The 26,218-nt window shown below is 33.5% G+C and carries 30 protein-coding genes and 4 pseudogenes; 7 read left to right on the top strand and 27 right to left on the bottom strand.

Annotation, left to right across the window (positions count from 1 at the left end; translation table 11 throughout):
• Positions 1-221 precede the first annotated feature (221 nt).
• Positions 222-1,682: an RNA-guided endonuclease TnpB family protein gene (locus ACX5JI_RS10045; protein ID WP_459500896.1), complete on the top strand. Its 1,461-nt coding sequence runs from the start codon at positions 222-224 to the stop codon at positions 1,680-1,682.
• 651 nt (positions 1,683-2,333) lie between these two features.
• On the opposite strand, the gene ACX5JI_RS10040 is transcribed toward ACX5JI_RS10045, so the two are convergent.
• The 9 genes from ACX5JI_RS10040 to ACX5JI_RS10000 all read right to left on the bottom strand — a co-directional run bounded on the left by ACX5JI_RS10040 (position 2,334) and on the right by ACX5JI_RS10000 (position 7,821).
• Positions 2,334-2,681 (bottom strand): hypothetical protein, encoded by a 348-nt coding sequence (locus ACX5JI_RS10040; protein ID WP_098290811.1) that lies wholly within the window; start codon positions 2,679-2,681, stop codon positions 2,334-2,336.
• A 105-nt stretch (positions 2,682-2,786) separates the two neighbouring features.
• Positions 2,787-3,257, bottom strand: coding sequence for a hypothetical protein (locus ACX5JI_RS10035; RefSeq protein WP_459500895.1), 471 nt, complete (start codon positions 3,255-3,257; stop codon positions 2,787-2,789).
• 38 nt (positions 3,258-3,295) lie between these two features.
• Complete coding sequence (locus ACX5JI_RS10030) at positions 3,296-3,586, bottom strand: hypothetical protein (protein WP_098290808.1); 291 nt, start codon at positions 3,584-3,586, stop codon at positions 3,296-3,298.
• Between the two features lie 247 nt (positions 3,587-3,833).
• Complete coding sequence (locus ACX5JI_RS10025; protein WP_459500894.1) at positions 3,834-5,426, bottom strand: YfjI family protein; 1,593 nt, start codon at positions 5,424-5,426, stop codon at positions 3,834-3,836.
• Positions 5,427-6,032: a CHC2 zinc finger domain-containing protein gene (locus ACX5JI_RS10020; RefSeq protein ID WP_098290805.1), complete on the bottom strand. Its 606-nt coding sequence runs from the start codon at positions 6,030-6,032 to the stop codon at positions 5,427-5,429.
• Between the two features lie 269 nt (positions 6,033-6,301).
• Complete coding sequence (locus tag ACX5JI_RS10015; RefSeq protein WP_375369877.1) at positions 6,302-6,634, bottom strand: hypothetical protein; 333 nt, start codon at positions 6,632-6,634, stop codon at positions 6,302-6,304.
• 2 nt (positions 6,635-6,636) lie between these two features.
• Positions 6,637-7,359 (bottom strand): Rha family transcriptional regulator, encoded by a 723-nt coding sequence (locus ACX5JI_RS10010; RefSeq protein WP_255301779.1) that lies wholly within the window; start codon positions 7,357-7,359, stop codon positions 6,637-6,639.
• 15 nt (positions 7,360-7,374) lie between these two features.
• On the bottom strand, positions 7,375-7,578 hold the full coding sequence (locus ACX5JI_RS10005; RefSeq protein ID WP_098290804.1) for an excisionase family DNA-binding protein: 204 nt from the start codon (positions 7,576-7,578) through the stop codon (positions 7,375-7,377).
• Positions 7,579-7,629: 51 nt separating this feature from the next.
• The gene (locus ACX5JI_RS10000) at positions 7,630-7,821 is read right to left on the bottom strand and encodes a helix-turn-helix domain-containing protein (RefSeq protein ID WP_255301780.1); all 192 of its coding nucleotides are present in this window, start codon (positions 7,819-7,821) and stop codon (positions 7,630-7,632) included.
• Between the two features lie 149 nt (positions 7,822-7,970).
• Here ACX5JI_RS10000 and ACX5JI_RS09995 point away from each other — a divergent pair, with 149 nt between their 5' ends.
• The 5 genes from ACX5JI_RS09995 to ACX5JI_RS09975 all read left to right on the top strand — a co-directional run bounded on the left by ACX5JI_RS09995 (position 7,971) and on the right by ACX5JI_RS09975 (position 12,058).
• Positions 7,971-8,312, top strand: a complete 342-nt coding sequence (locus ACX5JI_RS09995) for a helix-turn-helix transcriptional regulator (RefSeq protein ID WP_098290802.1) — start codon at positions 7,971-7,973, stop codon at positions 8,310-8,312.
• Positions 8,284-9,363, top strand: a complete 1,080-nt coding sequence (locus ACX5JI_RS09990) for an ImmA/IrrE family metallo-endopeptidase (protein WP_098876444.1) — start codon at positions 8,284-8,286, stop codon at positions 9,361-9,363. Before ACX5JI_RS09995 ends, ACX5JI_RS09990 begins: the two co-directional genes overlap by 29 nt.
• A gap of 105 nt (positions 9,364-9,468) precedes the next feature.
• Positions 9,469-9,864 carry a hypothetical protein gene (locus ACX5JI_RS09985; protein WP_098290799.1) on the top strand — a complete coding sequence of 132 codons (396 nt, stop codon included), beginning with the start codon at positions 9,469-9,471 and terminating at the stop codon, positions 9,862-9,864.
• A 16-nt stretch (positions 9,865-9,880) separates the two neighbouring features.
• Positions 9,881-11,050, top strand: coding sequence for a site-specific integrase (locus ACX5JI_RS09980; RefSeq protein WP_098290798.1), 1,170 nt, complete (start codon positions 9,881-9,883; stop codon positions 11,048-11,050).
• A gap of 165 nt (positions 11,051-11,215) precedes the next feature.
• Positions 11,216-12,058, top strand: a complete 843-nt coding sequence (locus ACX5JI_RS09975; protein WP_459500893.1) for a hypothetical protein — start codon at positions 11,216-11,218, stop codon at positions 12,056-12,058.
• A 919-nt stretch (positions 12,059-12,977) separates the two neighbouring features.
• Here ACX5JI_RS09975 and ACX5JI_RS09970 read toward each other — a convergent pair.
• The 14 genes and pseudogenes from ACX5JI_RS09970 to ACX5JI_RS09905 all read right to left on the bottom strand — a co-directional run.
• Positions 12,978-13,457, bottom strand: a complete 480-nt coding sequence (locus ACX5JI_RS09970; protein WP_459500892.1) for a type II toxin-antitoxin system CcdA family antitoxin — start codon at positions 13,455-13,457, stop codon at positions 12,978-12,980.
• A 364-nt stretch (positions 13,458-13,821) separates the two neighbouring features.
• Complete coding sequence (locus ACX5JI_RS09965) at positions 13,822-14,316, bottom strand: hypothetical protein (protein ID WP_459500891.1); 495 nt, start codon at positions 14,314-14,316, stop codon at positions 13,822-13,824.
• Positions 14,317-14,333: 17 nt separating this feature from the next.
• Positions 14,334-15,422 (bottom strand): low temperature requirement protein A, encoded by a 1,089-nt coding sequence (locus ACX5JI_RS09960; protein ID WP_459500890.1) that lies wholly within the window; start codon positions 15,420-15,422, stop codon positions 14,334-14,336.
• A gap of 351 nt (positions 15,423-15,773) precedes the next feature.
• Positions 15,774-15,845, bottom strand: a pseudogene (locus ACX5JI_RS09955) (NAD(P)H:quinone oxidoreductase, type IV); the annotation flags it as partial.
• Between the two features lie 137 nt (positions 15,846-15,982).
• The gene (locus tag ACX5JI_RS09950) at positions 15,983-16,594 is read right to left on the bottom strand and encodes an alpha/beta hydrolase (protein ID WP_459500889.1); all 612 of its coding nucleotides are present in this window, start codon (positions 16,592-16,594) and stop codon (positions 15,983-15,985) included.
• An 82-nt stretch (positions 16,595-16,676) separates the two neighbouring features.
• Positions 16,677-16,853: pseudogene (locus tag ACX5JI_RS09945) on the bottom strand (VOC family protein); the annotation flags it as partial.
• A 37-nt stretch (positions 16,854-16,890) separates the two neighbouring features.
• On the bottom strand, positions 16,891-17,499 hold the full coding sequence (locus ACX5JI_RS09940) for a flavin reductase family protein (protein WP_459500888.1): 609 nt from the start codon (positions 17,497-17,499) through the stop codon (positions 16,891-16,893).
• Between the two features lie 21 nt (positions 17,500-17,520).
• Positions 17,521-18,459, bottom strand: coding sequence for a ring-cleaving dioxygenase (locus tag ACX5JI_RS09935; protein ID WP_459500887.1), 939 nt, complete (start codon positions 18,457-18,459; stop codon positions 17,521-17,523).
• A 299-nt stretch (positions 18,460-18,758) separates the two neighbouring features.
• Positions 18,759-19,736 carry a ring-cleaving dioxygenase gene (locus ACX5JI_RS09930; protein ID WP_459500886.1) on the bottom strand — a complete coding sequence of 326 codons (978 nt, stop codon included), beginning with the start codon at positions 19,734-19,736 and terminating at the stop codon, positions 18,759-18,761.
• 91 nt (positions 19,737-19,827) lie between these two features.
• Positions 19,828-20,772, bottom strand: coding sequence for a ring-cleaving dioxygenase (locus ACX5JI_RS09925; protein WP_459500885.1), 945 nt, complete (start codon positions 20,770-20,772; stop codon positions 19,828-19,830).
• A 74-nt stretch (positions 20,773-20,846) separates the two neighbouring features.
• Entirely contained in the window at positions 20,847-21,284 is a 438-nt protein-coding gene (locus tag ACX5JI_RS09920) for a MarR family winged helix-turn-helix transcriptional regulator (RefSeq protein ID WP_459500884.1), read from the bottom strand.
• Between the two features lie 250 nt (positions 21,285-21,534).
• Positions 21,535-21,696, bottom strand: a pseudogene (locus ACX5JI_RS09915) (IS3-like element ISBce13 family transposase); the annotation flags it as partial.
• Positions 21,697-21,820: 124 nt separating this feature from the next.
• The gene (locus tag ACX5JI_RS09910) at positions 21,821-22,249 is read right to left on the bottom strand and encodes an SUKH-3 domain-containing protein (protein WP_459501068.1); all 429 of its coding nucleotides are present in this window, start codon (positions 22,247-22,249) and stop codon (positions 21,821-21,823) included.
• Positions 22,249-22,517, bottom strand: a pseudogene (locus ACX5JI_RS09905) (RNA-guided endonuclease InsQ/TnpB family protein); the annotation flags it as partial. The pseudogene ACX5JI_RS09905 and the gene ACX5JI_RS09910, both read right to left, overlap by 1 nt.
• A gap of 334 nt (positions 22,518-22,851) precedes the next feature.
• On the opposite strand from ACX5JI_RS09905, the gene ACX5JI_RS09900 reads away from it, so the two are divergent.
• On the top strand, positions 22,852-23,043 hold the full coding sequence (locus tag ACX5JI_RS09900) for an aspartyl-phosphate phosphatase Spo0E family protein (RefSeq protein WP_459500883.1): 192 nt from the start codon (positions 22,852-22,854) through the stop codon (positions 23,041-23,043).
• A 251-nt stretch (positions 23,044-23,294) separates the two neighbouring features.
• Here ACX5JI_RS09900 and ACX5JI_RS09895 read toward each other — a convergent pair whose 3' ends face one another.
• From ACX5JI_RS09895 to ACX5JI_RS09880, 4 genes are all read right to left on the bottom strand, one after another.
• On the bottom strand, positions 23,295-23,546 hold the full coding sequence (locus ACX5JI_RS09895) for a SunI/YnzG family protein (protein ID WP_459500882.1): 252 nt from the start codon (positions 23,544-23,546) through the stop codon (positions 23,295-23,297).
• A 317-nt stretch (positions 23,547-23,863) separates the two neighbouring features.
• On the bottom strand, positions 23,864-24,373 hold the full coding sequence (locus ACX5JI_RS09890; protein WP_459500881.1) for an ankyrin repeat domain-containing protein: 510 nt from the start codon (positions 24,371-24,373) through the stop codon (positions 23,864-23,866).
• 22 nt (positions 24,374-24,395) lie between these two features.
• A complete protein-coding gene (locus tag ACX5JI_RS09885) occupies positions 24,396-24,734 on the bottom strand; it encodes a hypothetical protein (RefSeq protein WP_459500880.1) in 339 nt (112 codons plus the stop codon).
• A gap of 215 nt (positions 24,735-24,949) precedes the next feature.
• On the bottom strand, positions 24,950-26,089 hold the full coding sequence (locus ACX5JI_RS09880) for a suppressor of fused domain protein (RefSeq protein WP_459500879.1): 1,140 nt from the start codon (positions 26,087-26,089) through the stop codon (positions 24,950-24,952).
• Positions 26,090-26,218 lie beyond the last annotated feature (129 nt).

Raw genomic sequence — 26,218 nt, 5'->3', positions numbered from 1 at the left:
TACTAATGTGCAGCTCTTTTATATAGTATTTTTTAGTTGAAAATACATTTAGACTTCAAGATTAATAAATATATGTTCTTTTTTTCACTTAACTGCTTCTTTTCTTTAAATAAGAAAAAACAAAAAAATTATAATTCCGATTGATCTATAAATTTTTAAAGATATAACGTTTACCAAACCTCCCTATTGGAAAAGACTTTATCAAGAAAGGAGGATAAAACTTGATTACATCTCGTAAAATTAGGCTTTCTATAGTTTCGGATAATGCAACAGAAGCCTATAACTTTATTCGTAAAGAAATGAGAGAGCAAAATAAAGCCCTAAACGTTGCTCTGAACCATTTGTACTTTAATTCTATTGCCAGACAAAAGATTTTATTAGCTGATGAAGCGTATCAACAAAAATTAAAAGACACTATAAATTCACAAGAAAAATCATTTAATACACTAAAAGAACTTGAGCGAAAACAGTGCATAGAAGAAGATTTTGAAAAGAAACAAACTTTAAAAGAACGTTTAATCAAAGCAAAAAATGCTTACGAGAAAGCAAAAGAAAAGGTAAGTCATTTACGTAAAAGTCGAAGTAAAGATTCATTCCAAGAATATAAGAATATAATTGGACAGGTTGAACAAACACATCTACGTGATATCATTTCCTCTCAATTCAACTTACATTCAGATACGAAGGACCGACTCACAATGATTGCAAATCAGGATTTCAAAAACGATATAGCTGAAGTTTTATCTGGTAATTGCTCATTAAGAACCTATAAAAAAAATAATCCTCTCTATATAAGAGGTAGAAACACCGTCTTATATAAAGAAGGTAATGAGTTCTTTATAAAGTGGATAAAAGGGATTGTCTTTAAATGTATTCTGGGAGTTAAAAATCAAAATAAAACTGAACTTTACAAAACATTAGAATGCGTACTTGCTGGAAACTATAAAATATGTGATAGTTCAATGAATTTTAATCAACAAAATAAACTAATTATGAACCTAACATTAAACATGCCAGATAAGGATGAAAACAGGAAAGTTCCAGGACGTATTGCAGGAATTGATTTAGGACTTAAAATACCTGCTTACTTTGCAGTAAATGATGCTCCTTATATCCGAAAAGCCCTCGGTAAAATTGAAGACTTTCTAAAAGTCCGTACCAGCATACAATCTCAAAAGCGGAGTTTAGAACGCGCCCTCCAATCCTCTAAAGGTGGAAAAGGGAGGAAAAAGAAATTAAAAGCGTTAGATCAATTTAAAGGAAAAGAAAAAAGATATGTCACAACCTATAATCACTTTATTAGTAAAAAAATTATTAGTTTAGCTATTCAATACGGTGTTGAACAGATTAATTTAGAATTGTTAACTTTAAAAGAAACGCAAAAAAAATCACTATTACGTAATTGGTCGTATTATCAATTACAACAATTCATTGAATACAAAGCAAAAAGAGAAGGAATCTTAATTAAATATGTTGATCCATTTAACACTTCACAAACATGTAGTAAATGTGATCACTATGAAGGTGGACAAAGAGAAAAACAAGCTAATTTTCTTTGTAAATCCTGTGGTTTTGAAGAAAATGCCGATTTTAATGCCGCTCGTAATATTGCAAAGAGTAAAAATTACATTACAAGGAAAGAAGAAAGTGAATATTATAAAAGGAATAATGAAATAGCGTGACTCTGAGTCAGTAATACCATTGATTTTCAATGGCGCTGGGGCGATTCTCCGTCCTTAGGGTGAGGATATATCAAGTAATCACTCATCAAGGTGTTAAGCTTGTGTGTTGCGTTACCGCACAAGGACAATACATATTGTTTTAAAATAAAAACTGCATCAAACCTAAGATTTCCGATACATGTTGTAAAAGTAGCTATACCATAGGTTTAATGTTTTTTACAATTGAATCTAAAGCAGTACTAAAGGTTTATTGCAAACGGGTAAAAATTAATGATGTAAAAGTACTGATATATCAAGGATTATTTATGAAAAAGAATAGGGGTTTTAAATACAATATGTGTTGTTAGAATACGGGTTTGACGCAAAACGTTAAAAATTTGTTATCAGTTTTAAATACAATATGTATTGTTAGAATTGGGTCTTTTTTTGCGTCCGTTTTTTAGTTACTTACATTTTAAATACAGTTTATATTGTTAGAATAGATATAATGACACGTTTTCTTATAAATGAAAAAGGCCACAAATACACTGTTATCGTAAGTAGCGTTACCAGTATCATTCTTACACTACTGTTTTAAATACACTACATAGTAGTTAAAATTAATTTAATCATCAAAAAAGACGCGAACTATCCGCGTCTTTTTTATTACTTTTAATTATTATGTTCAATATATCTCTTTAAATACAAATATCCTTGTATAAATCCATGAATAAAGTAATCATGTGAAGATAAAGCACAATAATAATTTATCGCATCATCAAGTTCATTAACATTTGATTTAGTACTGTTCATGATCTCTTTTAATGTACTTTCGTATTCTAATGTAGACTTAGACTCGTCGAATTTTTCTCTGTTAAAAATCTGCTCTGCAACCTGAGTTAATATATCTTGCATACCTGCTTCATACATTGTTGTAGCATATGTAAGTTCATCTTTAATAGATAGTTCTTTCTCATTAATTACATCAACCACTTTACTTAAAGATACTACGTTTGTCATTCCTATTCCCTCCGTTATTCTACAGCTGTAAAAGATTATGCTCCTGCTCAAGCTGTATACTAATTTAATTAATTCTCAAATACTGTTTTAGAAATAGCTGCATGCCTAATTATTAGAGTGATAAGTAAAAAACTCCGTGAACATATCTATTCCTGTTTCTCTTCTTCTGATCGTAGAAATAGCTATTATAAAAGCTAATCCTACATTGAAAACAAATTTATTCTCATAGCATCTATTCATTAGAAATTCTTTAAATACATCTTTTCCAAAGAACTCTCCATGATTATTTACAACATGCTCTAAGGTATTTTTATATGTCCAAGTCCCATCCTCCACATAGTTCTTTATGGGCGGAAATAATGTAAAAAACTCCTCTATGCGTTTAAATAACATCAACTCGTCAACTTTGTTTATGACCATTAACCCCAACTCTGGATTGATTTTTACAAATTCTGTAGGAAATCCATCTAATATACGACCTAACTTAATTAATAAGTTATATGGATTCTCTACTCTCTTGTCAGTTAAATCAGTAGCTAAAGATTTCAACATTTTTATTTTTGTATCAATAATCATCAAATTCCCTCCTTTAATATCAAAAAACTTTTAACGTTTTATTTCTTCCTTTTTATAAAATCTAAGTAGCCTTTTGTTTTCATTAATACATAGTCAAATGTAGCTGCCTTAGCGATTATCTTTACACTGGAAGGTTGTTTATCAGTATTCCAGTGCGATTCCCTCCAAGCTGTCCAGAAACCGTTTATATAATCGATATACACGCAGCTTGTCTTACTTAGAGTTAATGTGTAGAGTGTTCCGCTCAGTGCTACCATGTAACCTGCTGCCTTTGCTTTTTCATCTCTTTTCTTTGTTTCATCTTGATTCGATGCAGGAGCAGTTGGCATGTTTATCGTCTCCTTTATTTCTATTTACACAAAAAGTTCCCCCAATTACCCCAATAAGCTGTATCCCTTGTGGCTGTAAGGGTTGGAGTGTTCCCATCCCAAATCCCACTTGTTCCCGTTTCCCCAGTTTAATCCCCTTTTTCTTGCTAAGTGGGGAACTGGGGAAAAGCGGGATTTTACTATTCCCCACCGTAATCCCTTGCTGCTCTAAGGTTCATGACCTTTCGGGGGAACTGGGGGAATATTTCTAAGACAGTATACTTTTTTCTCTTCCTAAATATGGGCTAACAACTATTGTTTCTTTTTTAGCCTCTTTAATTTTTTGAATGTAGTTTCGTTCTTCTAACTCATTTAAAATAACTTTCAACCTATCCGATTTAACTCTCTTCTTTGTGGCTTGTTGAATATCTCTATAAGGGATTTGCTCACAATCATTCTTCAAAATATGTTTGAGCACAAACTTAGCATCATCATCCGTATTGCCTTCACTTAACAAACCGAATGTGGCCATCATATGATCTATAAAGTATTTAGAAGCGTGTAATGTACTGCGAACAGTCTCTTTACTGATTTCAGTCGGAATCCTTTCACAATGTGCATGATGTGCTATATGAATAAGTGCAATGATTCTCGCTACTTGTCCAACTAACTTACCTGCCCAGGATTGAAAGTGGCCATAAGACAACTCATTCCCCTCTCTCATGAGAGTTTCCATATGAATGCGATACTTATTAAAAAGCGTTTGCGCCTCATCACTTAATACCAAAACAACATTTTCATGCTGTAAATTTAATAATCTCTTAATCTGCTTGCTATAGAGTAGTTGTACCTCTTCTCTTATCTCTGCTGTTTCTATTTTTCGATACCCTATAAAACTTTTAGGGACTGCATATAAAAAGCGTGCCATTAAACCACGATTATAGAAATACTCCGGTAAACGCTTAATAACATCTAATTGTGCAAACAGCCCCACTGTTAAATGTGGATCGTCTACCTTTTCCGTTCTTCCTCTGCGATCTACCGTTATCTGATCTTGACTAAATCCTTTCAGATATACATCTATGTTGGTATTACTTGAATATCTGCCCTTGATTAAATCAAAGAATCCGCCTTCTGCTGATAACACTGCCATACGGCCAGCGTTATTTAGCATAAGTGTTATAAGCTGTTCTGGTGTAACATCGTCCGTAAAGTAACGTATAGGATGAACAAACTCTGCCTTTTCCATTTCTTCAATCTTGGCATTTAATTCACCCTGTATGGCAGCTGCATCTTCTTCCGATTGTTTTTGTTTAGCTTTAACCAAGTCTTTCTTTAAATCCTCTATAAGCCGCTCTAATACATCCTTTTCATGTCTACTTTGTTCTATTGCAATTCGTCTTTTGGTATTCTCTTCATTTTCATGTTCCAGCATCGGAAACGTGAATGCCTTAAACACACTCGACTTTCGATTACTTGGTGGCATGAATGTAATCAAATATGTATTTAACGATTCATACCAACCTTTACTTGGTTCGATACTAAACTTTTTAGCCAAAGCAACTGATAAAACGGATAGCACCATCATACAAGCCATATCAATAGGTGTTTGTGTCTGCTCTGCCACACCTTCTATATAGTCCCTTAGCCATGTTGGAAACACTTCAATTGGAAATAGAGGTACTTCATATTCATCAAAGGGAATAATCTCTCCCCACACTCTTGTTGGGTCATTATTTTGTTGTGAGTTTGCTGACGTAATCTCATCCGATGTTATCTCTGCAAGATTGGTTCCTAAAATACTATTTATCTTTTCAGCACCAAGGCTCTTTCTCACTACTTCAATTGCTTTTAAATTCATTTATGATTCACTTCCCTCTAATCCCTTAAATAAGCGGTTTACTTCTTCTAAAGTTGTTATTCTCACATACTCGCTTTCATCTACTAAACAATCTAACCAATACTCTATTTGCGGTAAAAGGTGATACATTTCCCCTAATTGTTCTAACTCTTCCATCGTTTTTATAGCCTTCATTTGTGTCCGAATAGCCTTAGCAAGATCATTTAAATTATTGATTTGTTCAATCACCTTAATATTTAATGCTGCAGCAGCTAATGTATTTTCCTTCTTCCACTTTCTTTTTTGGTACAACTTCTGATTCTCTTCTGCCGTTGGATTCTGTAACCCAAAATCTTTTGCAAGAGTAATAATCGCTTCTTTGACATCAACACTATGTGCTAAACGAACAACGTCTATCACATCACCTACACGTCCCTCATTACATCCCGTAAAGCATTTAAATGTATTTGTATTTGGATAGATTGCCATTGATGGGCTGCCATCAGAATGAAACGGACACCTTACACTGATACTTCTACGATTAGGATTGGTTACTTTTACATGAGTGTATTGCTCTAAAGCTTCAACAATCGAGATATTTTCTTTGAGTTGCTCGATACTTATCATTAAGAATCCCTCTTTTTTTAACTTATTACAGCTAAATTTAATTCCCCGTAAGGAACACCTATGCTAATATCTTCAAAAAAGAGTGGTTAAACTCCATTATTAAGTTAACCACTTTAATTGATGTAATATTCCGTATTTTCAATTCGCATTTTCTATTTTCTTCTCGTACTTTCTTATGATAAAATTAGGTTAGTTTATATATTTTTTATGTTCCGTATGAAAGTTGGCCCTTTCATATGGATTTTTTATCCCTACCATTTCCTAACTTCTTAAAACGTTGTATCTTTATTAACTAAAGGTAATTTACGCATAGTATTAGCACGCTTTAATATTTCAGCTGCCCTTTTTTCTAACTTACTTACAGCCTCCTCTTTCTCTTCATTTGTCGCTGGATGATAATATCCACTTCTTCCAATATGATTACTTGAACCTATTAGATAGCCATGTTTTTCTATTAGCCTTCTTACACTGGCCCTGATTTCCTCATCAGTCCCTCCAATCACTGCAATAATATCCTTAACGGTTCGAGCATTTTCCTTTCCATAACCAATAAGTGATAAGACTTTATGTTCCCGTTCTGTTAACATACTTTTTTTCTCCATATTTAAACCGCCTTTCGTTGTTGTAGCATTAATCGGAACGTCTCTCTTCCTCTTGGAGAAATAAGAGTTTGTGTTCCAGATTGCTTACCTTTTTTCCACTCTTTAATTTCAAATAACCCTGGCACATATTGCGCATAAGGCTTTAACTTTCCTTTTGTATCTCGATATACATATCCATGCTCCAAGAGCCAATTAATAAATCCATTCTGTCCCATCTTAAATTCCTTAGCTGTATCTCGAAAATTTGTTAATAAATTTCGTTCTACGAGTTCATCAAAGTATTCACCTTTAGGCTTTAACACTCGATTTTCAATTGCTAACTTCTCATTTTTCTCTGACAAGTCTGCAGCTAATCGTAGAGCTTCTGCAAATGTGCCAGGTACTTTAAATCCGTTATTCGTTAGTTTCTCTTCCATAATATGAAATCTATCTATATAAGACGCTGAGAACAATACCCCTTTCTTCCCTGTCAGTTTGTGAGCAATTAGTTCACAGCCTTTTTTAGTGATTCGATAACATGGACGTTCTTCTTTCTTCTTGTCTAAATAGGTACTTTTGCTAAAATATTCAACCACCTGAATTTTCAGGGGGTTATCTTCACTTAGATAGCCAATGTATGTTTTAATATCTGCCATTAAATTATCATGCCGTTTACCTATCATTTCTGCAACTTCCAAACTCGATAGAGTCGGCTGTTCATTTGCTACTATTAATTGATCTGTCATTTTTCATTCTCCCTTTCATAGGTTTATAGTTTGTCCACCTACTAAGCACTGCAACTCCTTCTTTGTCATCCAACGATCGAGTGTTTCTTTCCTAAATAACTTCCTCCTGCCAATACGAACACATGGCAATGATCCATAAATACTTTCCTTATAAACTAAATCCAAAGATACTCCTAAATATTTAGCTGCTTCTTTAGCAGTTAAAGTTACCGTTTCCATCAGTATAGCCTCCTATGAGCACTTAAAGTGATTAACAGCATTTTTTATGACTCAAAAACCAAAAAAAATACTATCAATGTTTGCCTCTGGATAAGTTTTTTTTAATTTACCCATGAAGTTACGTGAAGGTTTCATGTATCCTCGTTCCACCTTTTCATACATTGATTGAGATACACCTATTTTTTGTGCAAATTTCACTTGGGAAAGACCCTTATTCTGCCTGAAAATTTTTAATTTATCCATAATAACCCTCCTTCTGGAATTTATAATAACAGTCATTTTAAATGCTGTCAATCATAAAAAATGCTAAGCATAAAAAATGACATTTAGCGCATTAATCATTGAAAAACAGCACATAATGTGCTTATATTTTATTTAAGGAGGATTACAAAATGACAAAACATTATGGTGAACGAATTAGAGAATTAAGGCAACAAAAAGGTTGGACTCAAGCTCAGCTTGCAGAAAAATTAGGAAAAGGAGTTAGTACTGTTCGAATGTGGGAACTTGGTAAAAATGAACCAGATAGACAAACCTTAATCAATATGAGTAGACTTTTCGATTGCTCGATTGACTATATATTTATTAATGACATTGATGAGTCTAAGAACAGTCCTCAAGAAGTACGAGCTATTCAAAGGGGAATGCAATCACTTTCAAAAAATGATAGAGAAAAAGCATTAAAAATATTAGACTTAGCTTTCGATGGCATTTTTAAAAAAGATGAACATTAAAGCTGATTTTAACCTTGTAAGACAGGAAGTATTGCATGTAATAAAACATAATAATATTCATTCCCTACCTATTAATTTAATGGATATCATTCAAAACTACGAGAATTTAGAAATATTCTCATATGAAGAATTTGCTATAAAAACAAACTTAACAGTCACAGAAGTAAAAGAAATCTCTCTTAGTGAGGAAGGCTGTCTGATTTATAAACCTACAGGTAAAAAAGGGCAATATATTATTTTATATAACAATGCTCCTACACAAACATTTGAACGAAAACGTTTTACAATTGCCCATGAATTAGGACATTTTTTTTTAAAGCATAACGAAATCACACAAAAAACTACACTTAGTAGATATAGCCTCTCAAATAATCAATATGAAGAATTTGAAAAAGAAGCAAATATGTTTGCACGTTATTTACTTACTCCACCTCCTGTTCTTAAAAAGTTATCTATGGAGTGGGGAGGAATTAACTATAGAGACATCATGGATATATGTAATGTCTCTATGGAGGTATCTCAAAATACCATTCGTTATTTACACAAGACTTATTCTTTTTCTTACTATCCAGAAATAGAAAAACGGTTTATTCAATATATAGCCTCTAAGTATTGCTTAGTGTGCGGATGCTACCCATTATACGGCTCGACTTTCTGTCCGATTTGTAGTGCAGAATCAATGAAGAAAGGAAAAGGAACTATGAAATACAAAAGTACCTTGAGATTAGATAAAAATAGTCGCGCACTAAAATGTCCTTGTTGTGATAATGAAGAGTTAGATTATGAGGGAGATTATTGTAAAATATGTGGTTCCTATTTAGTAAATAAATGTTCTAATACCGATAGAATAAGCCCTTCAAATTTCCACTATATTCAAGATTCGTGTGATACAAAATTAGCTTCAAACGCAAGGCACTGCCATAAGTGCGGTAACGAATCTACTTTTTTCCAACAAGGCTTTTTACTTATTTGGAACAAAGAACACCTTGCAACCAAACAAATACAACCCTTTTTTACTGTTAGTGTATCAAATGACGATCCACCTTTTTAGTATCTTAATTAAAGAATATCCCGATAAAAGCTAATATTATTTTGGTTATTTATTAATAAATAGATCTACCATTATTGATAAAGCTTAATTTAAAGGAGACTGAAAATGAACTATAACGATGGCTATGAATTAGATGAATATAGTAGAGCTATTAAATGTCCTAAATGTGAGAATACTTCTTTAAATTACGAAGGAGATTATTGCAAAATATGTGCAACATACTTAGTAAATAAATGTTCTCACCTACACATTAATGATCATGACTATTATAAACACGAAAACGTCATTTTCCGATACGACAATGCCTGTAATACGCTATTAGATAGCGATGCAAGATTTTGTGTGAAATGTGGAAATGAATCCACTTATTATAGACAAAACTTATTACTTCCATGGGAGGAAAGTAAACACAATATTGAAATGAAAAATCTTGACAACCATAATAATCCATTTGCTAAGCCTGTGCATACAACAAGCATTCCTGATAAATTACCATTCTAAGGTGGTGCTGTAAAAAATGAAAGGTACACTCGAAAAACATGGTACTAACTGGCGTATGCGTGTAACAGTTGGCTATAACGAAAAAGGTAATCCTATTAGACGTTCAAGAATGGCTGCTGCAAAGAATAAGCGCGAAGCAGAAAAAGAACTTGCTTTGTTTATTGCTGAAATAGAAGCAGGTGAATATATCAAGCCGCAAAAGATGTTATTTAAAGACTTTGTTGAGGAATGGAAGAAGAAATATGCTATCAATAACCTATCTCCTCAAACATATGAAACGTATTGCAGTCATTTAAAATTACGCATCCTACCTACTCTTGGAAATATGAAATTAGAAGACGTAAAGCCTATGCACTTAATCACTCTTGCAGATCAACTTAAAGGCGATACTCGTAAAGATGGTAAAGAAGGTACTTTATCACCTGCTACAATTAATTATGTAATACGTGTCATTAAAAACATTTTCAAACGTGCTCATGAGTGGCAATTGATAAGAAAAAACCCTGCTGAAAAACTTACAAAACTAAAAGATGAATACCAAATAAAAGAGCCTTATGACTTAGAGGAAACAAGACAAATTATGAGCCTTTTAGAACAAGAAGAAACCATGTATCAAATTCTATTCCAATTAGCCATTATGACAGGATTTAGACGTGGCGAATTGTTAGGGTTAGAATGGAAAGATATTAACCTTGAAGATGGCACTGTAACAGTACGACAAGCTGTATCATATGCAAATAGTCAATACTATATAAAAGAGCCAAAAACAAGAGCATCAAAACGCACAATCTCTATCCCTATTTCTCTCATTGAAAAGCTGAAAAGATATAAAAATGATTGTAATGAAAAACGTTTATCTTGTGGTGATCTATGGGAAGCTGGAGAATATTTCTTTGTATTTTCTTCTTGGCACGGTAAACCTTTATATCCAAGTCATATTACAAAAAAGTGGAACAAGTTTACTAAGAAACACGAACTAAGACATGTTAACTTTCATGGTTTACGTCATACATCTGCCACCCTTCTATTAGAAGCTGGAGAAAACATGAAAGTTATTTCCAGTCGTTTGGGCCATTCCAGAATTAATACAACAATTGATATTTACACTCACTCGTTGCAATCAGCAGACAAGGGAGCTTCAAATAAGCTAGAACTATTAATTAACTCTATAGAGAAAATAAATTAAACAAATAAATTATTGCTACTTATTTGTTAAAATCATTTCAAAAATAATCTACTATAAAAAATGTCCCTGTAATCTTTTAATTCCCAAAGTAGACTACAGGGACAACTTTAATTGTAACTGTTATTATTAAATTACAAAGTATAATTTACGAAAGGGAGAAAGCACATGACTTTAATTGCAGCATATTCATACGAGCCTGACAGAACAGTGTTTGTTAACGATTTTCGTACGACTATCCGATCAAAATCTCTGCGAGCAGATAACGCCTTTAAATTTAAGCAGTTAGGTAGTTCCGTAGGGTTATATTTAGCTGGCAATGTTAATGGATGGAATCAATTTTTTGAAAGAGAAGAAGCACGTTTACAAGAAATAGAACATGAAAATTTCATTGAAGAATTCCTTAGTATTTTGCGTGACTATGCTCTATCTGCCACACCCATTCTTGATAACGGAAAAAAACTTAGTGCTTTAGGTTTTATAATTGACGAGGCTAGTTATTCAAATAAAGCTTTTCATATCGATTACATTCAGGGCAGCGGAGCTATTATAAATGAATTAGAAAAACATACGGTATATTTAATTGGAAGCGGCGCTGACATTGAAGGACTTAAAGAACATGTAAATAATATTTTATTAAACTATACTTCAGATCCCAAAAGACCCCCACGCCAAAAGGAAGCCTACTTAGTTGCAGACCTTTTCGCAAGATCCATATCAAATTATATTACAAATTTGAATGATCCAAAAATATACGAAAAAAAAGGAATTTCTAATATTTTTGGATTTAGTTATTTAGAACAAAGTTATTTCGAAATGTGCTCTTATTCCGAAACGAAATTTGAAAAAGACAATAAAATACACAAACAGTTTGTTTTCGATAAGAATGATGATGATATTCCTGTATTAAAAGACAAAACTAATAACATAACTTCTACACTTTCTTCCGTAAATAAGATTGTTACAGAAAAGCCAATAATTATAGATCCGTTTAACAGAGAGGGTTCTTAGTACGTTTTAAGGTTAAATATACCCTCAAAGCATTGATACAACTAATCTCGACCAACTTTTATTATGGGGCAGAAATGGGGCAGAACGCCGTAATTTTGTATCAAACTCAAACATTTTAAATCCTACATAGATTTGATATAACACTGATACAACAATGTTTATCATCTATCATCTGTTACAATCCTAAAGGATTATTAACTTTGACAGGGTGGAGGTCGCTGGTTCGAACCCAGTCGGGATCATGCCTAAAGCCCTTTATATTAAAGGGTTTTTCTTATGTATAACAGTTTACTATAAAGGCTGGAACAGCACTTTGGGAGCAGAAAATTTTATTTTAATCCTATTAAAGGGTTAAATACTAAACTTCTGAATGTTCCCTTAATATATGAGCATAAAAAATAGCAGTTATGCTCAATTCAATGAGTTAACCGCCTGGGATTTTATTTATAACGTTTTCTTACCGAATTTCCAAACCGATCAAGGAAACTTAATACCTTTTCTACGTTGTCCCCTTGTGCTGCGCTTACTCTTTTAGCTGCATTGTTTAATGAGTTAGCAACCTTTAAAAATCTATCTACATTTTGCACGGCTTTTTACAACTTATTTGGAACGGCTGCTGCACTTGTTTTTAACTGTATCCGTTTCTATAACCGAATCTATTACTTCATCGCAAAACCCAAGCTGAACGACTCTATCACTATTCATAAACGTTTCCTCATCAAGTAACTTTGTAAGTTCCTTATCAGGTGTTCCGTTCTGAATCCACCGTCTGACAGTATTTTCGTGAACACCTATTAGTTTGGCAATCTGCCCCTTTAATATCATTAATCATGTTTACGTCTACCAACATATCTTTTAATGACATAATACCTTCACCTCATTAGTTTATTTATTTGAGAATTCCTGCCTGATCCATTCCCTAAAATTTAAAGTCACCATTTTTATCATAATATGTTTTGTTTTTGTGAGAATTGGCGTTGTATCTTGTTCCTAATTTCTCGTTTAAAGCTTCTTGCAACGTTTTTGAAATATTAATCTCATTCCGCTTTGCTTCCATGTGTAACCCTACTGGAATTGATACACTAATCTTTTTATATACATGTTGAACAGATTCTCTAACTGGTGGCATCCAAACATCAATTAATACCACTCGTTCATCTTCTTTTACTTGTACTTCTCTCAACGGCGTTGGTTTTGGTATCGTGTCGTTATCTTCCTCCATAGATGCTAAAAACCCGCCTAATACATCGCGCGCTATGTACATAGCTTCGATATCTGTATCCGCACATGACAAACACCCCTGCAAGTCTGGGAATGAAATACTAATGCCGTCATCTGCATAATGGAAAATCGCCGGATATGTATAGTAATCTTGTATTTTTTGCATTTCTTGTGTCATTTGGTCAATCTCCTTTATCTTTCGGTATGCATCACAGTATATACCAAACAAAAAGAAATAAACAAATGAAAACTACTAAAATCGAAAATAGGTACAAAAAAGGTGAATCCTCCATGTATGAGAATCCACCTTTATATGGGGTACCAACAGCGAATCGGACATAAACCACGATAAAGATTTTTGAGTGGTTTTAGCACTAATTTAAATTGTGTTGTATACGAAATTAGATCATTTGAGTAAATTGTGTTGCATTGAAATACTCTTATCGGGACAAAATTAACATCTTTTTATGCTGAAATTTGCTTAACGTGTTTTTTTCTAAAATGCTGGTGGTACCTCATTCTGTTTTTCTCCCTTTGTTTTTTTATTCTGTGTAGCTAACGTCAGTAATTTTGTCATGTTTGTTAACTGTCATACGAATTTGTTTGTTGCCTTGCTTGTATATGTAAATTTGAGTACCATCAATTCCTGTTTGTGCATCCGAAGGTAATGGCAAAAGAGAATCATATTTCATAAAGTTCGTTCCGATCACTAATTTGTTAGCTACATCCTGGCTTAACTGGTGACTTTTGTTGTATTCAGCCTCCTGTGCTTTTCGCTCCTCTTCTTTCGCCTTTAGTTCTGCTTCGATTTTTTGCTCATTTTCCCATTCTTGTTTTACGTGTTCACAAGTGATACCGCTCTCCGGTGACAAATTACAGTCATCGTTTTTCGGATCTTGTACGGATTCTTGACGCTTCTGTTTGGCTTGTTCTTCTTGTTTTGTCTGTTCTTCAGCCTGGCGTTGCACTTCAGCCTCTTGACGTTGTTGTTCTTCTTGTTTTGCCTTTTCTTCAGCCTGACGTTGCGACAGAATCATACATTTCGTATAGATTATTAAATTGTTACTTTTGTATATATAAGGAAGAAAACAGCTACCTGAACAAAGATGAGAATGTTTGGAACTACAATAAACAGGTCAAATAATAAAAAGACAAAGAAAATACACATAAATAAACCTAAATGGTAAATCTTCAGTCGGTTCTTGACGAATCGATATTTATGAAAAACAAACGTGGTTGACAAGAAATAGATAAAGGTAGATACGAAAACTAACATTACTAAAAATAAGTAATGAATATCCTGCGAAAACGCTAATTGGATAGCTGACGCAATCATGCTTAAAGACATATAAATGAATAGGTGCCCATAAATAATGGCTTGCCCAGTCGTTTCCACTTCTTTATCGACCTTTTTTTCAACATTATCGAAATATTGCCACCACATGGTAATAACAATTGTAAATGATACAAGTACAAAGCTAATCGCATCCCAACTCCCTTTTTCTGGATGCAAAACAGCAATTAAGCTAACAATTGATTCCCCAAATAAAATAATAGTAAAAAGGCCAAACCTTTCTAATAAATGCGGGGTATTTGTCGGTGCTTGAATCAAGTATCTTCGGCCAAAAATAGGGACAATGATATCAATAAAAATCCCTAGATATAAAATAAGATATCGAACCCACGAATCAAAGAAAATAGAACACAAAGATACTGCAATTCCTATTAAAAATCCATATCCTAAATATTCAGCTGTCTTTTTACGCGAGCCATTTTCTTGTTTGCTAATCCATATATATTGCATAGATGTAGAAAATCGAATACCAACATACCCTATAAGGAAGGAGACATAATACGGATCAAAATTCACAGACAGGCTGGCTGTCATTAAAATGATAAAAAGCATTTGAATAACCATAAACCATCGTTGCGCGACACAATCTTTCCCAAACCTGTTAACGTATAATGATTGTCCTACCCATGCCCACCAAATAGGAACGAAAATTAATACAAATTTTAATACGTACTCAAATGGAATCATTCCCTGTTCCAAATGTAGCAACAAATGTGTCGCTTTTGAAATAGCAGCTACAAAAATTAAATCAAAAAATAGTTCCAGCCACGTTACTTTTTTCTCTTCCATCAATGCTTTCCTCCCGCAAAATGTTTATGCCTATCCTTTACTGATATATCAAAAGAACTTGTTTTCAAACATGGAAAAGCTTGTAGTATGTCCTAAAATAACAGAATAGCCTCTCATTGATTCAATGATTACCTGAAGTTTCTATAAGCGTTTGTAAATATAAAATCCAGCCTTTGTCATCAATAAAAACATAGGCTGGATTGTTTGTGTTTGGGATACATTGTACGCTATTTCAGTAATAAGAAAATCCTTTTGAATAGCATTATATTAACCTTCTTTTTTCCTTATTACTTTTTATTGCTTTGCTTTCTTTATCCACTCTGCAACAGTTACTGTACGTTTCGCTTGATGTTTTACACCTGCACCAACATCTTTTGCGCCTTCCTCAGCCCATTTTGCTAGTTGATAATTTGTTCCACCCATACTGTAATAAATCACTGCTAATTTTACATTGTTTTTTCTTCTTTATTGATAAACTTCCAACTCACTTGGATCAAATACCCACTTTATTATACCTACCTATTTTTTTTAATTATAATTCATACCATACAATCTTTTTATCACGCATTTAGAACAGTCTGATACCACTGAGCAGCTTCTTCTACTTCACTCACAGTTAACTGATGCCCTCTATTTTCCCAATGTAATGATACATTTGCATGCGCCTTTTCTAATAACGTTTGTAATTCTGCTGATTCTATAGGTGAACAAATTGGATCATTTGTCCCTGCTGCAATAAATACAGATTTACCTGATAAATCAGGAAGCTCTATTCCTCTTCTAGGTACCATAGGGTGATGAAGAATGGCACCTTTCAGTGCGTGTTGATAATGGAATAATAAACTTGCTGCGATATTTGCACCATTAGAATAACCAATTGCTATTATATTTTCTCTATCAAATTCATATGTTTTTGCTGCTTCATCAAGAAATTCGTTTAATTCTTTCGTACGAAAAACAAGATCCTCTTCATCAAAAATGCCTTCTGCTAATCTTCGGAAGAAACGAGGCATTCCATTTTCCAATACATTTCCCCGAACACTTAATATAGAAGCTTCTTCATCAATTCTGCCTGCAAGTGGTAATAAATCTAACTCATTCCCACCAGTACCATGAAGTAATAATAATGTTGGCTTTGTTAAATCCTTCCCTTTATGAAAAAAATGTTTCATTATTTATCTCCTCCCAAAACCCGCACCTCAATAGGAGGTAAGAGTTCTTCTAATTCTTCTCATCTTGGTTCTAACCAAGATGAGTTCCTAGTTCACCAGATCCATTTCCAAAGTACAAATGATACACTTCTGGTCGATCAAAATTGATTGTCTTTTTTATAAGTCTTAGTCCTAGAACACCTGCATAAAAATCAATTGTTCGTTGTGCATCGTTTACCATTGCAGAAATATGATGAATACCTGCTATTTTATTTGACACGATTCTCTCTCCATTTCATTACTAAGCCATATTTAAATTACTGAGGTCTTTCAATGGAAAAAATCTCACCTATTTTCGCATAATTGTGGCCTGCTAAACGACTCACAGCTGCCAATCCCTTCGGATCAATTCTTTCTTTTTCATAAATTTCATTTTCAACATGAAATTGAACCACTTTTCCTATAATCAAATCACATCCAGGAGAATCTGAACCACCTAATTCTAGGGAGTGCTCTAATACACACTCCAGTCGAATTTTAGCCTCTTGTACTCCTAATGCAGAAATCTTTTCACTCTCTACCGTTGTGAAATTTGCCAATTCAATTTCACTTTGATTAGACGGTAAATTAGCAGCAGTTTTATTCACCATTTCTACATTTTCTTCATCAACAATATGAACGACGAATTCCTTACTATCGAGAATATTTTTTGCTGTATCCTTTTGTCTCCCCTCTGAGCGCTGAATTGCCAATGAAATCATTGGAGGATTAGAGGAAACAATATTAAAATAACTAAAAGGTGCACCATTTAAAATACGATCCCTTGAGATTGTAGTAACAAAAGCAATCGGTCTTGGAATAATACTTCCTATTAAAAACTTATAATTTTCTCTTTCAGTATTTTGTAACGGATCGATTGAAAGCATAGAAACCAGCCCTTTCGTAAATTAGTCTACATTTCTTACTTCAAATGGTAGTAATCTTTGTTCAATCTGTTTTCTATGTGGCTCATATTGTTCGGGTAACATTAATTTCTCACCCATCGTTTCTTGTGATTCATCATGCGCAAACCCTGGAGGATCAGTTGCAATTTCGAATAAAATTTCTCCATGTTCTCTAAAGTAAATCGCGTTAAAATAATTTCTATCTCTCACAGGTGTTACGCCATATCCATAGCGTGAAACATGCTCTCTCCAATCCAATTGATCTTGATCATCACTAGCTCTCCATGCAATATGATGAACTGTACCAACGCCCATTTGTCCACGTCCAATGGAAGTTAATTTTAGATCAATAACATTTCCAATTTCAGCTGAAGAACGGAATCGAACAAAGTCACCTTCTTCTCCAACTTTTTCAAGTCCCATCACATGTTCTAATAACTCAGCAGTTTTGTTTGGTTGAGTAGATAAAAGAGTTGCTCCTCCAAAGCCTTTAATTGCAACTTCTGGTTTAATCTCTCCAAAACTCCAGTTATTTTCTTCACCTTCTGCTCTTTCAACAATCTCTAAATGCAAGCCATGTGGATCGTCAAACTCTAAATATTGTTCCCCAAAACGTTCCATTTTTGTATACGGAATGTTGAACTTTTCCAATCTATTTTCCCAAAACTCCATAGCATCTTTCGGAACAACGTAAGACGTCACTCCAACTTGACCATCTCCAATCATTCCTTGACGAGCACCTGCCCATGGAAAGAACGTAATAATCGTTCCTGGTTTTCCTCCTTCATCACCAAAATAAAGGTGATACGTTTCTGGATCATCGAAGTTTACCGTTTGTTTTACTAAACGTAATCCTAACACCCCTGCATAAAAATCTACATTCTCTTGTGGGTGTCCTACAATTGCTGTAATATGATGAATCCCCATCGTTTTTTTATTCATTGTGTCTACTCCTTTTTATTTGTTTTTTGAAAACCCCTTTAATGATTAAACATGAACGATTTCCGTATTTCTTTTCATTCTTTACATTTAATCTTGGTGACATTACATAGTTCCATTCATACTTACCTTAAATATCTCGAATTTAATTATCTTTAATTCGAGATATTTAAGAATAAAAAACTAAAATTATCTCTTAATTAGATTCATCATTTGGGTAAGCTATTAAAGGAATAAAACTTCATCCTTTTTACATTTAATTTTTCTTCATGAATAACTATTTGATTACATATGTTTCTTTTTTACTCTTTGCTGAATTCCTTCGTGCTTCTCACTGTATCAATTGGACGAACTAATTTTTCTATTTGTGCACGTTTTGGCTCTAAGAATGGAGGTAAAGATAGTTTTTCCCCAAGCGTTTCATAAGGTTCATCTCCCATAAAACCAGGTCCATCTGTCGCAAACTCAAATAAAATTTGTGGTGCAACTCTTGCGTATAATGACTCAAAAAAGTGACGATTTACATAGCCGGATGTATGGAATCCAAAACTATTCATCCGCTCAATCCATTCTTCTAATACGGAGCGATCCTCTACGCGGAATGCTGCATGGTGCACTGTACCAAAACCTTGTTGGGATTCAGGAAGAATCATATTATGTTCTACAATGACCGAGGCACCATTTCCACCTTCTCCTACTTCAAATAAGTGGAATACTCCTTCTTGATTAGTCTCTTTAAATAATAGAACTTTTTCTAACATTTCTTTGAAGTAACTAAAGTTCGCGATACGAACAAAAACAGGTCCTAAACCAGTAATTGCATATTCCAGTGGAATTGGTCCCTTTTGCCAAGGTGTACCTGACTCCACTCCTTTATTAAATTCATCTGATATCAATTGATATTGTTGATCATCAAAATCAGAGAAAGAGAGAGTTTTCTTGCCAAATTGCTCCTTAATTCCAGTATGTTGTACTTCGAGACGATCAAAGCGTTTTACCCAATATTCCAATGCTGCATCATTTGGTACTCGGAACGATGTCTTTGAAATTTCATTTGTACCGTGTACGCCTTTCGGAATGCCTGGGAAATCAAAGAAAGTCATGTCCGTTCCTGCACTTCCTTTATCATCCGCAAAAAATAAATGATAGGTTTGAATATCATCTTGATTTACCGTTTTTTTAACTAAACGCATTCCTAACACATGAGTGAAAAATTCATAGTTCTTTTCTGCACTGCTTGTAATAGCTGTAACATGGTGTATTCCTTTTAGTTGGTTCACTTTGTATTCCTCCATTAGTTTTAATTTATATTTTACAGTTGTACTTTTTCTTCTATACTTTTGGATTCATCAATATAACATTTTCCCATTATTACTTCTCTTCAATAGGAGATAATTTTGCTTCAATTTCTACTCGCTGTTCCTCCAAGAACGGCGGTAAATCCAGTTTTTCTCCTAAATGTTCCACTTCTCCATCAATTGTAAATCCTGGTCCATCTGTCGCAATTTCAAAAAGAATCCCGTTTGATTCACGGAAATATAAACTCTTAAAGTAGAAACGGTCAACAATTCCTGAGGAATGGAAACCTCTTTCTTTCACTTGTTCTTCCCAATAGGCAAGCTCTGCATCATTTTTCACACGAATCGCTAGATGATGAATACTACCGCGACCTGGTCTTTCAGAAGGACCGTCCAAATATTTCACTACGATTTCTCCAAAAACCTCTCCCTTGATAGACTGAAAAACTGCTTCTGCGTCATTTCGACTGACCTCTGTATAACCAAACATATCTGTAAGTGTGCTCGCCATTTTATCAAGTCTACGCACCGTTATTTCCACAGAACCCATTCCTTGAATCTGATGTTCAACAGGAACCTCAGATTTCCCCCATGTTTCCCAGTGCTTAACTTTTTCTCCATTTGAAACGAGTAACACCAAACGAAGACCTTCAGGATCCTCGAATTTCAAGGCAGGACGATTTGCATATGTTGTGATTTCACCATGGTACACACCATATTCCTCAAATCGTACTTTCCAGTAATACAAACTGTCCTCTGAAGGGACGAGTAATCCAATTTGAGTAATTGCATTTGTACCACGATATGTTTTTCCGACTAGAGGAATTTCAAAAAATGTTAGTTCAGTACCTGGGCTCCCTATTTTATCTCCGTAAAATAAGTGATACATCGACGGGTCATCTTGGTTTACCGTCATTTTCACACGGCGCAAACCAAGCACGTTTTTATAAAAGGAATTATTTTCACTTGTGTTTTTTGTAATCATTGAAGTGTGATGATGCCCTTTAATTTTATACATCCGTGATTCCTCCGTTTTCGATTTACTAATCAAGTGATAATTAAAAATAACATTTAACACAGATAATATGGTTCTTAACTTTCCAATTTATTCTCAGTATGTTTTTGTAGCTTAGTCATAATCTTATATAGTGTTTTTTGTTCATCCTCTGTTAAGCACTCATTGAGAATGGACGTTTGGAAATTAAGTTGGTGTTCAAAAACCTCATTTATTTTTTCTTCTCCTTTTGGAGTAAGAGTAATCCATTTCGTTTTCCAGTCCTGCTTACGCTGTATATATCCCTCTTGCTCAAGTCGAGTAAGCATACGTGAAATCCCACCCTCTGACACAGTTACTTTAGTAGCCAATTGACTTTGCATGAGAGGCTGATAAACAGAAACCTGATTTAATACATCAAACTGAGCAGCTGTGATATGAAACTGTTTTAAGAATTCATTCGATAATAAATTACTTTGATGTGTAAAACGAGCAGTACGAAACCAGATTAGTGAACTGAGCGTACTCTTTCTCATATGACTCACTTCCTTTCGTTACTATCACTTTACAACTCAAGTGATTAAAAAGCAAGTAAATTATCTCAAATTCGAGATATTTTTTGCACATCTCAGTATTTACATTGAATGATTCTTCATCCAGGCTTCTTGACGGAACCATTTCCCTCACACGTTAATTTGATACTATATTTCGTTCTATATTCAAAATTTCGGATAGGCTACACTGAACTGGACAAAAAAATTAAGTCTATGCTACCTCGTTAGCTAGTTCTTCATCAACTGATGTGATAGGAGAGTATGTTTTAATCTCTTTATAAACCGTTACTTCTAATACGCCATACTCGCTGCTTCCTTCTTTTACAGGTCGTCCCGAACGATATAATTCAACCATCATTGTTTTAAACTCTTCATTAAATTTCTTATTTGTCATACGGACTCCAAACTTTAAATCACTTTTTAATCTTATCTATCACTCTGCTTCCTTTGCCCCTACTCAATGCTTCATTACAATTATGCAGTAGGTTAGGACATAATTTTTCATTAGAAAATTATTATTATCCTTCAAATTCACCCCAAATCAATGTTCCTTTTTCACGAAAAATATTATCCAATGCTTCTAAAGCACTCTCTCCTGCCCAACCTATTGATTCAAATATTCTTCCTGATTCCGATATGTATAAATTTATCCCGAAATCATTTAGTGAACCTATAGGAATAGCTTTCTCATCAATATAATCCTCTAAACCAAAACACGAACTATCTAACACACCTATCACTTCCTTAATGCAAGTGGTATGTTTAGATATTTTCTTAGACCCATCTGAACGAGTCTTTTCAACATTGATTCGTAATTCTCCAAACTCCTCCATAAATTTTTTTACACTTTCAAAAACCTCAAACCCTCTTTCTTCAAGGAACTTTACAGTTTCTGATATGTCTATTTTTCTCCCCTCATACCATCCCGCTTTTTTTAATTCTTCTATTTTTCCACATTCTTTTGATAGGCAAGAATTTGTGTCTCATTCATCTTCCCTATGTTTTTAGCAATTGTATCTAAAACTTCTTTTTGTAAAGGTTGTAAATCCTTATTTTGTGTCAAACCTCTGTATACACTTGTCGTATATAAAAGTTTGTCGTGTTGTACATATTCTTCGCATGTTGGCAAGATTCTTGAAAATAAGAATACATACGATGTCCTTTTTTAATCCAAATTTGAAGCGTTTTACAATTTGTTTTCTTTTCCGTTGTCATTTTTTCACCTCCTTGTTACGGATATTATACCAAAACAAGAACATACATTCCTATCATTTTACTTGAACATAAAATATTTTTTTCGATTCACCTCACCACCTTCACATATGTTTAGAGGTGGGAGTCCTCTCGAAAGATATGATAGAATACGATCTCGTTAGCACTCTACTATCATCCATGTTCTTCATATAGTTGCACTAGAATCCTATTTCCTTTAAAATTTCATAAAAATGTTATAATATGTTTAAATATACTGTTTCCTTATTCAAGAAATTATACTATAATCTTCTAAGTAATATTATGGGAATAGAGGGGTTTACACGAGAATATGGAGATGAGGAAGTTACATTATTTAATTGAAAAAAGAAAAGAAGAATTAATTGAACTTGTTAAACACTATGGTTTTTGTCACCCTAAGGTACTAAAACTTAGTCAAGACCTAGATAAGTTAATTATTCGTATGATGGAGCAAAGTGAATTATCTGATATTATTACGAAAGCAAGCAATAATACATGTAAAAAATAAAAATTCTATAATTCCACCTATTATATATATATATATTTTTCTATACAAATGATTCATTTCAAAAAGTATTAATAAAATACATATATTTCTAGATACTTTTAACTGGTTTCATTAAGTTATAGGTACAAGTATCAAATCACAACTGTATTCGTTAAAAATTTATAAAAAAATAACATAACTAATAGCAAAAAAAAAGCGGAAACCGCTCTTTTTTGTTCATTCTTTAAGCATTAGTATATCAGGTGAGTAGTTCACAAACTAATTTTATTTAAAAATGAAATTTTATTCATTGTAAATAATGCATAATCAAAAGTTGTAGTTCTAATTAATATACAATCTGATTCATCACTTTGTGTTCCTATCTTTACTAACTTTTTATTATTAGGAACATAGTCATTATCTTCAATAATCTCAACAATGTCCTCAAACAGAATGTTAATTTCTGCAGTTTGCCATTCAATTGTTAATTGTTCATGTGTTTTTGTTACCTTAATATCTTTCATATAACTCTATTACCTACCTAATAAATCGTTATTTCATTATAAACTAATGTAAAGAAATTATATCAAAAGGGTATAAAAACATCTACAATTTTTTTATTCTTAGACAAAGCGCCAGCATTACTTTGCGTATTTAGGGGCATTTGTTTTTCTTAGCTTGATGACGATGTTGCCGTACCTCAATATACAGTACATGTGTTTATATTCATCGCCCAATAAAATATCATCTCGCCTAAGCTTGTACTTCGTTTTCTATCCTATCATTGCACATAATACTCTATGATGGTACAACCATCATGAAGTATGTACTTTTTAACAGCCTATTCTTTTTCATCCATCTTCTGCTTTACATGTTCAGCGATTTCTGTTTGTCCAAATTCTCTAGCATATTCATAAGCATTCATATTCTTAATATTTTCTCCAGTGTATCTAATTGCAATATCTATTCCTTTTTCAACTAGATACTCAGCTACTTCTTTATGTCCACCATAAATCGCACCAAATAATGGATTTCTTTTTGCTAAGCTCACATCTAATTCTGCGCCAGTCTCAATTAAATACTTTACTATCTCCAAATGCCCCTCTCCTGCTGCCAAATTTAATGCAGAAGCATCAAATGTACCACCTCTAGCTTCAATATCTATACCTTTATTAATTAGATACTCAACCATTTCAAGGTGTCCTTTCTTGGCAGCTACATGTAACCATGTTCCAAATGTAGTCATTGTGTTCAAAATTTCTTTATCATTACCTATTAATTGTTTCACTTCATTAATATCACCAATTTTAATTGCATTTCTTATTGCTTTGTTTACACTTTTTTTACCCAAAACATATCCTCCTTAAATTCAATTATGTTCTACTAGCTAATCCACCTAATTCTTTAAGAGCGTCAACAATATCGTCAAGGTCACCGCCCTCAGCTTCAACATCCCTTAACCGCTTTACAACAATCTCCAAAGCATCAAGACTATGTTGTCCTACTACGGCATTTGGTGCCCAAACAAGGTTTTCTTCACCAATTATTGGGTCTACCCCATTCCTTCTTAATATTCCTTGACCTTCTCGAACCAGTTCTTGTTGCTTCTGACCAAGGCCTTTCTTAAATAAAATATGATGTACATATGGATTTTTCATGGCAACAGATGGGTCACCTGTAAGAAATCTCTTGATAATCAAAAATCCCTTCATCGTATTCATCACTATCAAATGTCTTCACTTCTGCCCCTAAATTCAACAAGTTATCAGCTAATCCTTTTAAATTTTCTATTTCATTCAAAATCATATACTCAATGTTAAAATTTTGTATATCTGTTAAAAAAACCAGTACCCATGGTCAATGGATACTGGCATAATAACCTTTCATATCAAACATGTTATAACAAGTAAAAGTAACATCTCTAGTCTTATTCCTTTAAACCAATGTTTTCTCTTTTTATATCAAGTACATCTAAAACACCAAATTCATCAAATTTTCCCATTAAATATTCATGTCCTTTTTGTAAAGCACTTATTCTTTCTTCTGTATAAATGGGTATTAAAGTATAAAAATTAATTATTCTATTTTCTGAATCTATAAAACTTCTTACCTCTTTAGATTTATCGATTAAAATACATGATAATTCTGTATTAGAAGCAAATGGCATTGGAGGTTCTCCATTTGGGAGAATGACCCCTTTCTCTAACCATCCATCATATTTGTGAGGTATGTGAGCAGCCATTCTCAACCACTTCAAAGGCCAATAATTATCTTTGTTCATCAATTCTGTTTTGCTTATTGGCCAATTTGCAGGCAACTTTAATACTAATTCAGCATACTTAAATCCCTTACTGTCTTCTGAATCATCCATTGCAAAATCACTCATCCCAGTAGTCACAAGAGTTATAAAATCACGTTCTTTTGATGGCAATATAATTTGAATATCAATTGATACTTTACTACCAGGTATGATTTCACTGATTGTATCATTAATGGGACCAAATTGTTCTGTTATATAATCTAAAATATCAGTTTTTGCATTTTCCCCAGTATCTTTATATACCTCTTTTTTAGTAGAATCTAATAAATTCGCTATTTCTATTTGCCCTTGTTCATGTGCAAATGCTAACGCATCCATATTTTTCATATATTCTCCCGTGTACTTAACGCGACTGTCAATTCCATTTTCAATCAGAAGTTTTACAATATCTATATATCCACCCTGAATAGCACCAAACAAAGGATTCCTTTCCGGTTCACTCACATCCATTTCAGCTCCACTAGTCAATAGATACCTGACAATTTCAAACTGGCCTTTTGAAGCCGCTTGGTTAAGTGCCCCACCACCATATACACCACCGCGCTTATTTATGTCAGCACCTAATTCTATAAGTCGCTTGACTATTTCAAGCTTTCCATGTGTGGCTGCAACATGAAGAAAAGTTCCAAACGGTCTCATCGATATATTCAAGAGCTCCATATCTGAACCAATTAACTCAACTACACCCTCAACATTATTTTGCTTAATAGCTGTACGAATTTCTTTAGCTAGTTGGATATTTTCCATATTATCACTATCTCCTTTTGGCGGCTATGTTACCTAATTCTTCAAGTATTGCAATCATATCATCTCGATCACCGCCATTATTTTTTACTGCTTTAATATCATCTACAACTTTTTGAAGTGCCTCAGTAC

This window comes from Bacillus sp. C1 (genome assembly GCF_054570475.1).
The sequence above is the reverse complement of the archived record's forward strand: the minus strand, read 5'-3'. Positions and strand labels throughout refer to the sequence as shown.

What these genes read in the sequence shown, in the direction of transcription:
- ACX5JI_RS10040 (WP_098290811.1), bottom strand. Translation starts at nt 2,681, where the DNA reads ATGACAAACGTAGTATCTTTAAGTAAAGTGGTTGATGTAATTAATGAG.
- ACX5JI_RS10035 (WP_459500895.1), bottom strand. Translation starts at nt 3,257, where the DNA reads ATGATTATTGATACAAAAATAAAAATGTTGAAATCTTTAGCTACTGAT.
- ACX5JI_RS10030 (WP_098290808.1), bottom strand. Translation starts at nt 3,586, where the DNA reads ATGCCAACTGCTCCTGCATCGAATCAAGATGAAACAAAGAAAAGAGAT.
- ACX5JI_RS10025 (WP_459500894.1), bottom strand. Translation starts at nt 5,426, where the DNA reads ATGAATTTAAAAGCAATTGAAGTAGTGAGAAAGAGCCTTGGTGCTGAA.
- ACX5JI_RS10020 (WP_098290805.1), bottom strand. Translation starts at nt 6,032, where the DNA reads ATGATAAGTATCGAGCAACTCAAAGAAAATATCTCGATTGTTGAAGCT.
- ACX5JI_RS10015 (WP_375369877.1), bottom strand. Translation starts at nt 6,634, where the DNA reads ATGGAGAAAAAAAGTATGTTAACAGAACGGGAACATAAAGTCTTATCA.
- ACX5JI_RS10010 (WP_255301779.1), bottom strand. Translation starts at nt 7,359, where the DNA reads ATGACAGATCAATTAATAGTAGCAAATGAACAGCCGACTCTATCGAGT.
- ACX5JI_RS10005 (WP_098290804.1), bottom strand. Translation starts at nt 7,578, where the DNA reads ATGGAAACGGTAACTTTAACTGCTAAAGAAGCAGCTAAATATTTAGGA.
- ACX5JI_RS10000 (WP_255301780.1), bottom strand. Translation starts at nt 7,821, where the DNA reads ATGGATAAATTAAAAATTTTCAGGCAGAATAAGGGTCTTTCCCAAGTG.
- ACX5JI_RS09995 (WP_098290802.1), top strand. Translation starts at nt 7,971, where the DNA reads ATGACAAAACATTATGGTGAACGAATTAGAGAATTAAGGCAACAAAAA.
- ACX5JI_RS09990 (WP_098876444.1), top strand. Translation starts at nt 8,284, where the DNA reads ATGGCATTTTTAAAAAAGATGAACATTAAAGCTGATTTTAACCTTGTA.
- ACX5JI_RS09985 (WP_098290799.1), top strand. Translation starts at nt 9,469, where the DNA reads ATGAACTATAACGATGGCTATGAATTAGATGAATATAGTAGAGCTATT.
- ACX5JI_RS09980 (WP_098290798.1), top strand. Translation starts at nt 9,881, where the DNA reads ATGAAAGGTACACTCGAAAAACATGGTACTAACTGGCGTATGCGTGTA.
- ACX5JI_RS09975 (WP_459500893.1), top strand. Translation starts at nt 11,216, where the DNA reads ATGACTTTAATTGCAGCATATTCATACGAGCCTGACAGAACAGTGTTT.
- ACX5JI_RS09970 (WP_459500892.1), bottom strand. Translation starts at nt 13,457, where the DNA reads ATGACACAAGAAATGCAAAAAATACAAGATTACTATACATATCCGGCG.
- ACX5JI_RS09965 (WP_459500891.1), bottom strand. Translation starts at nt 14,316, where the DNA reads ATGATTCTGTCGCAACGTCAGGCTGAAGAAAAGGCAAAACAAGAAGAA.
- ACX5JI_RS09960 (WP_459500890.1), bottom strand. Translation starts at nt 15,422, where the DNA reads ATGGAAGAGAAAAAAGTAACGTGGCTGGAACTATTTTTTGATTTAATT.
- ACX5JI_RS09950 (WP_459500889.1), bottom strand. Translation starts at nt 16,594, where the DNA reads ATGAAACATTTTTTTCATAAAGGGAAGGATTTAACAAAGCCAACATTA.
- ACX5JI_RS09940 (WP_459500888.1), bottom strand. Translation starts at nt 17,499, where the DNA reads ATGCTTTCAATCGATCCGTTACAAAATACTGAAAGAGAAAATTATAAG.
- ACX5JI_RS09935 (WP_459500887.1), bottom strand. Translation starts at nt 18,459, where the DNA reads ATGAATAAAAAAACGATGGGGATTCATCATATTACAGCAATTGTAGGA.
- ACX5JI_RS09925 (WP_459500885.1), bottom strand. Translation starts at nt 20,772, where the DNA reads ATGTATAAAATTAAAGGGCATCATCACACTTCAATGATTACAAAAAAC.
- ACX5JI_RS09920 (WP_459500884.1), bottom strand. Translation starts at nt 21,284, where the DNA reads ATGAGAAAGAGTACGCTCAGTTCACTAATCTGGTTTCGTACTGCTCGT.
- ACX5JI_RS09900 (WP_459500883.1), top strand. Translation starts at nt 22,852, where the DNA reads ATGAGGAAGTTACATTATTTAATTGAAAAAAGAAAAGAAGAATTAATT.
- ACX5JI_RS09895 (WP_459500882.1), bottom strand. Translation starts at nt 23,546, where the DNA reads ATGAAAGATATTAAGGTAACAAAAACACATGAACAATTAACAATTGAA.
- ACX5JI_RS09885 (WP_459500880.1), bottom strand. Translation starts at nt 24,734, where the DNA reads ATGAAGGGATTTTTGATTATCAAGAGATTTCTTACAGGTGACCCATCT.
- ACX5JI_RS09880 (WP_459500879.1), bottom strand. Translation starts at nt 26,089, where the DNA reads ATGGAAAATATCCAACTAGCTAAAGAAATTCGTACAGCTATTAAGCAA.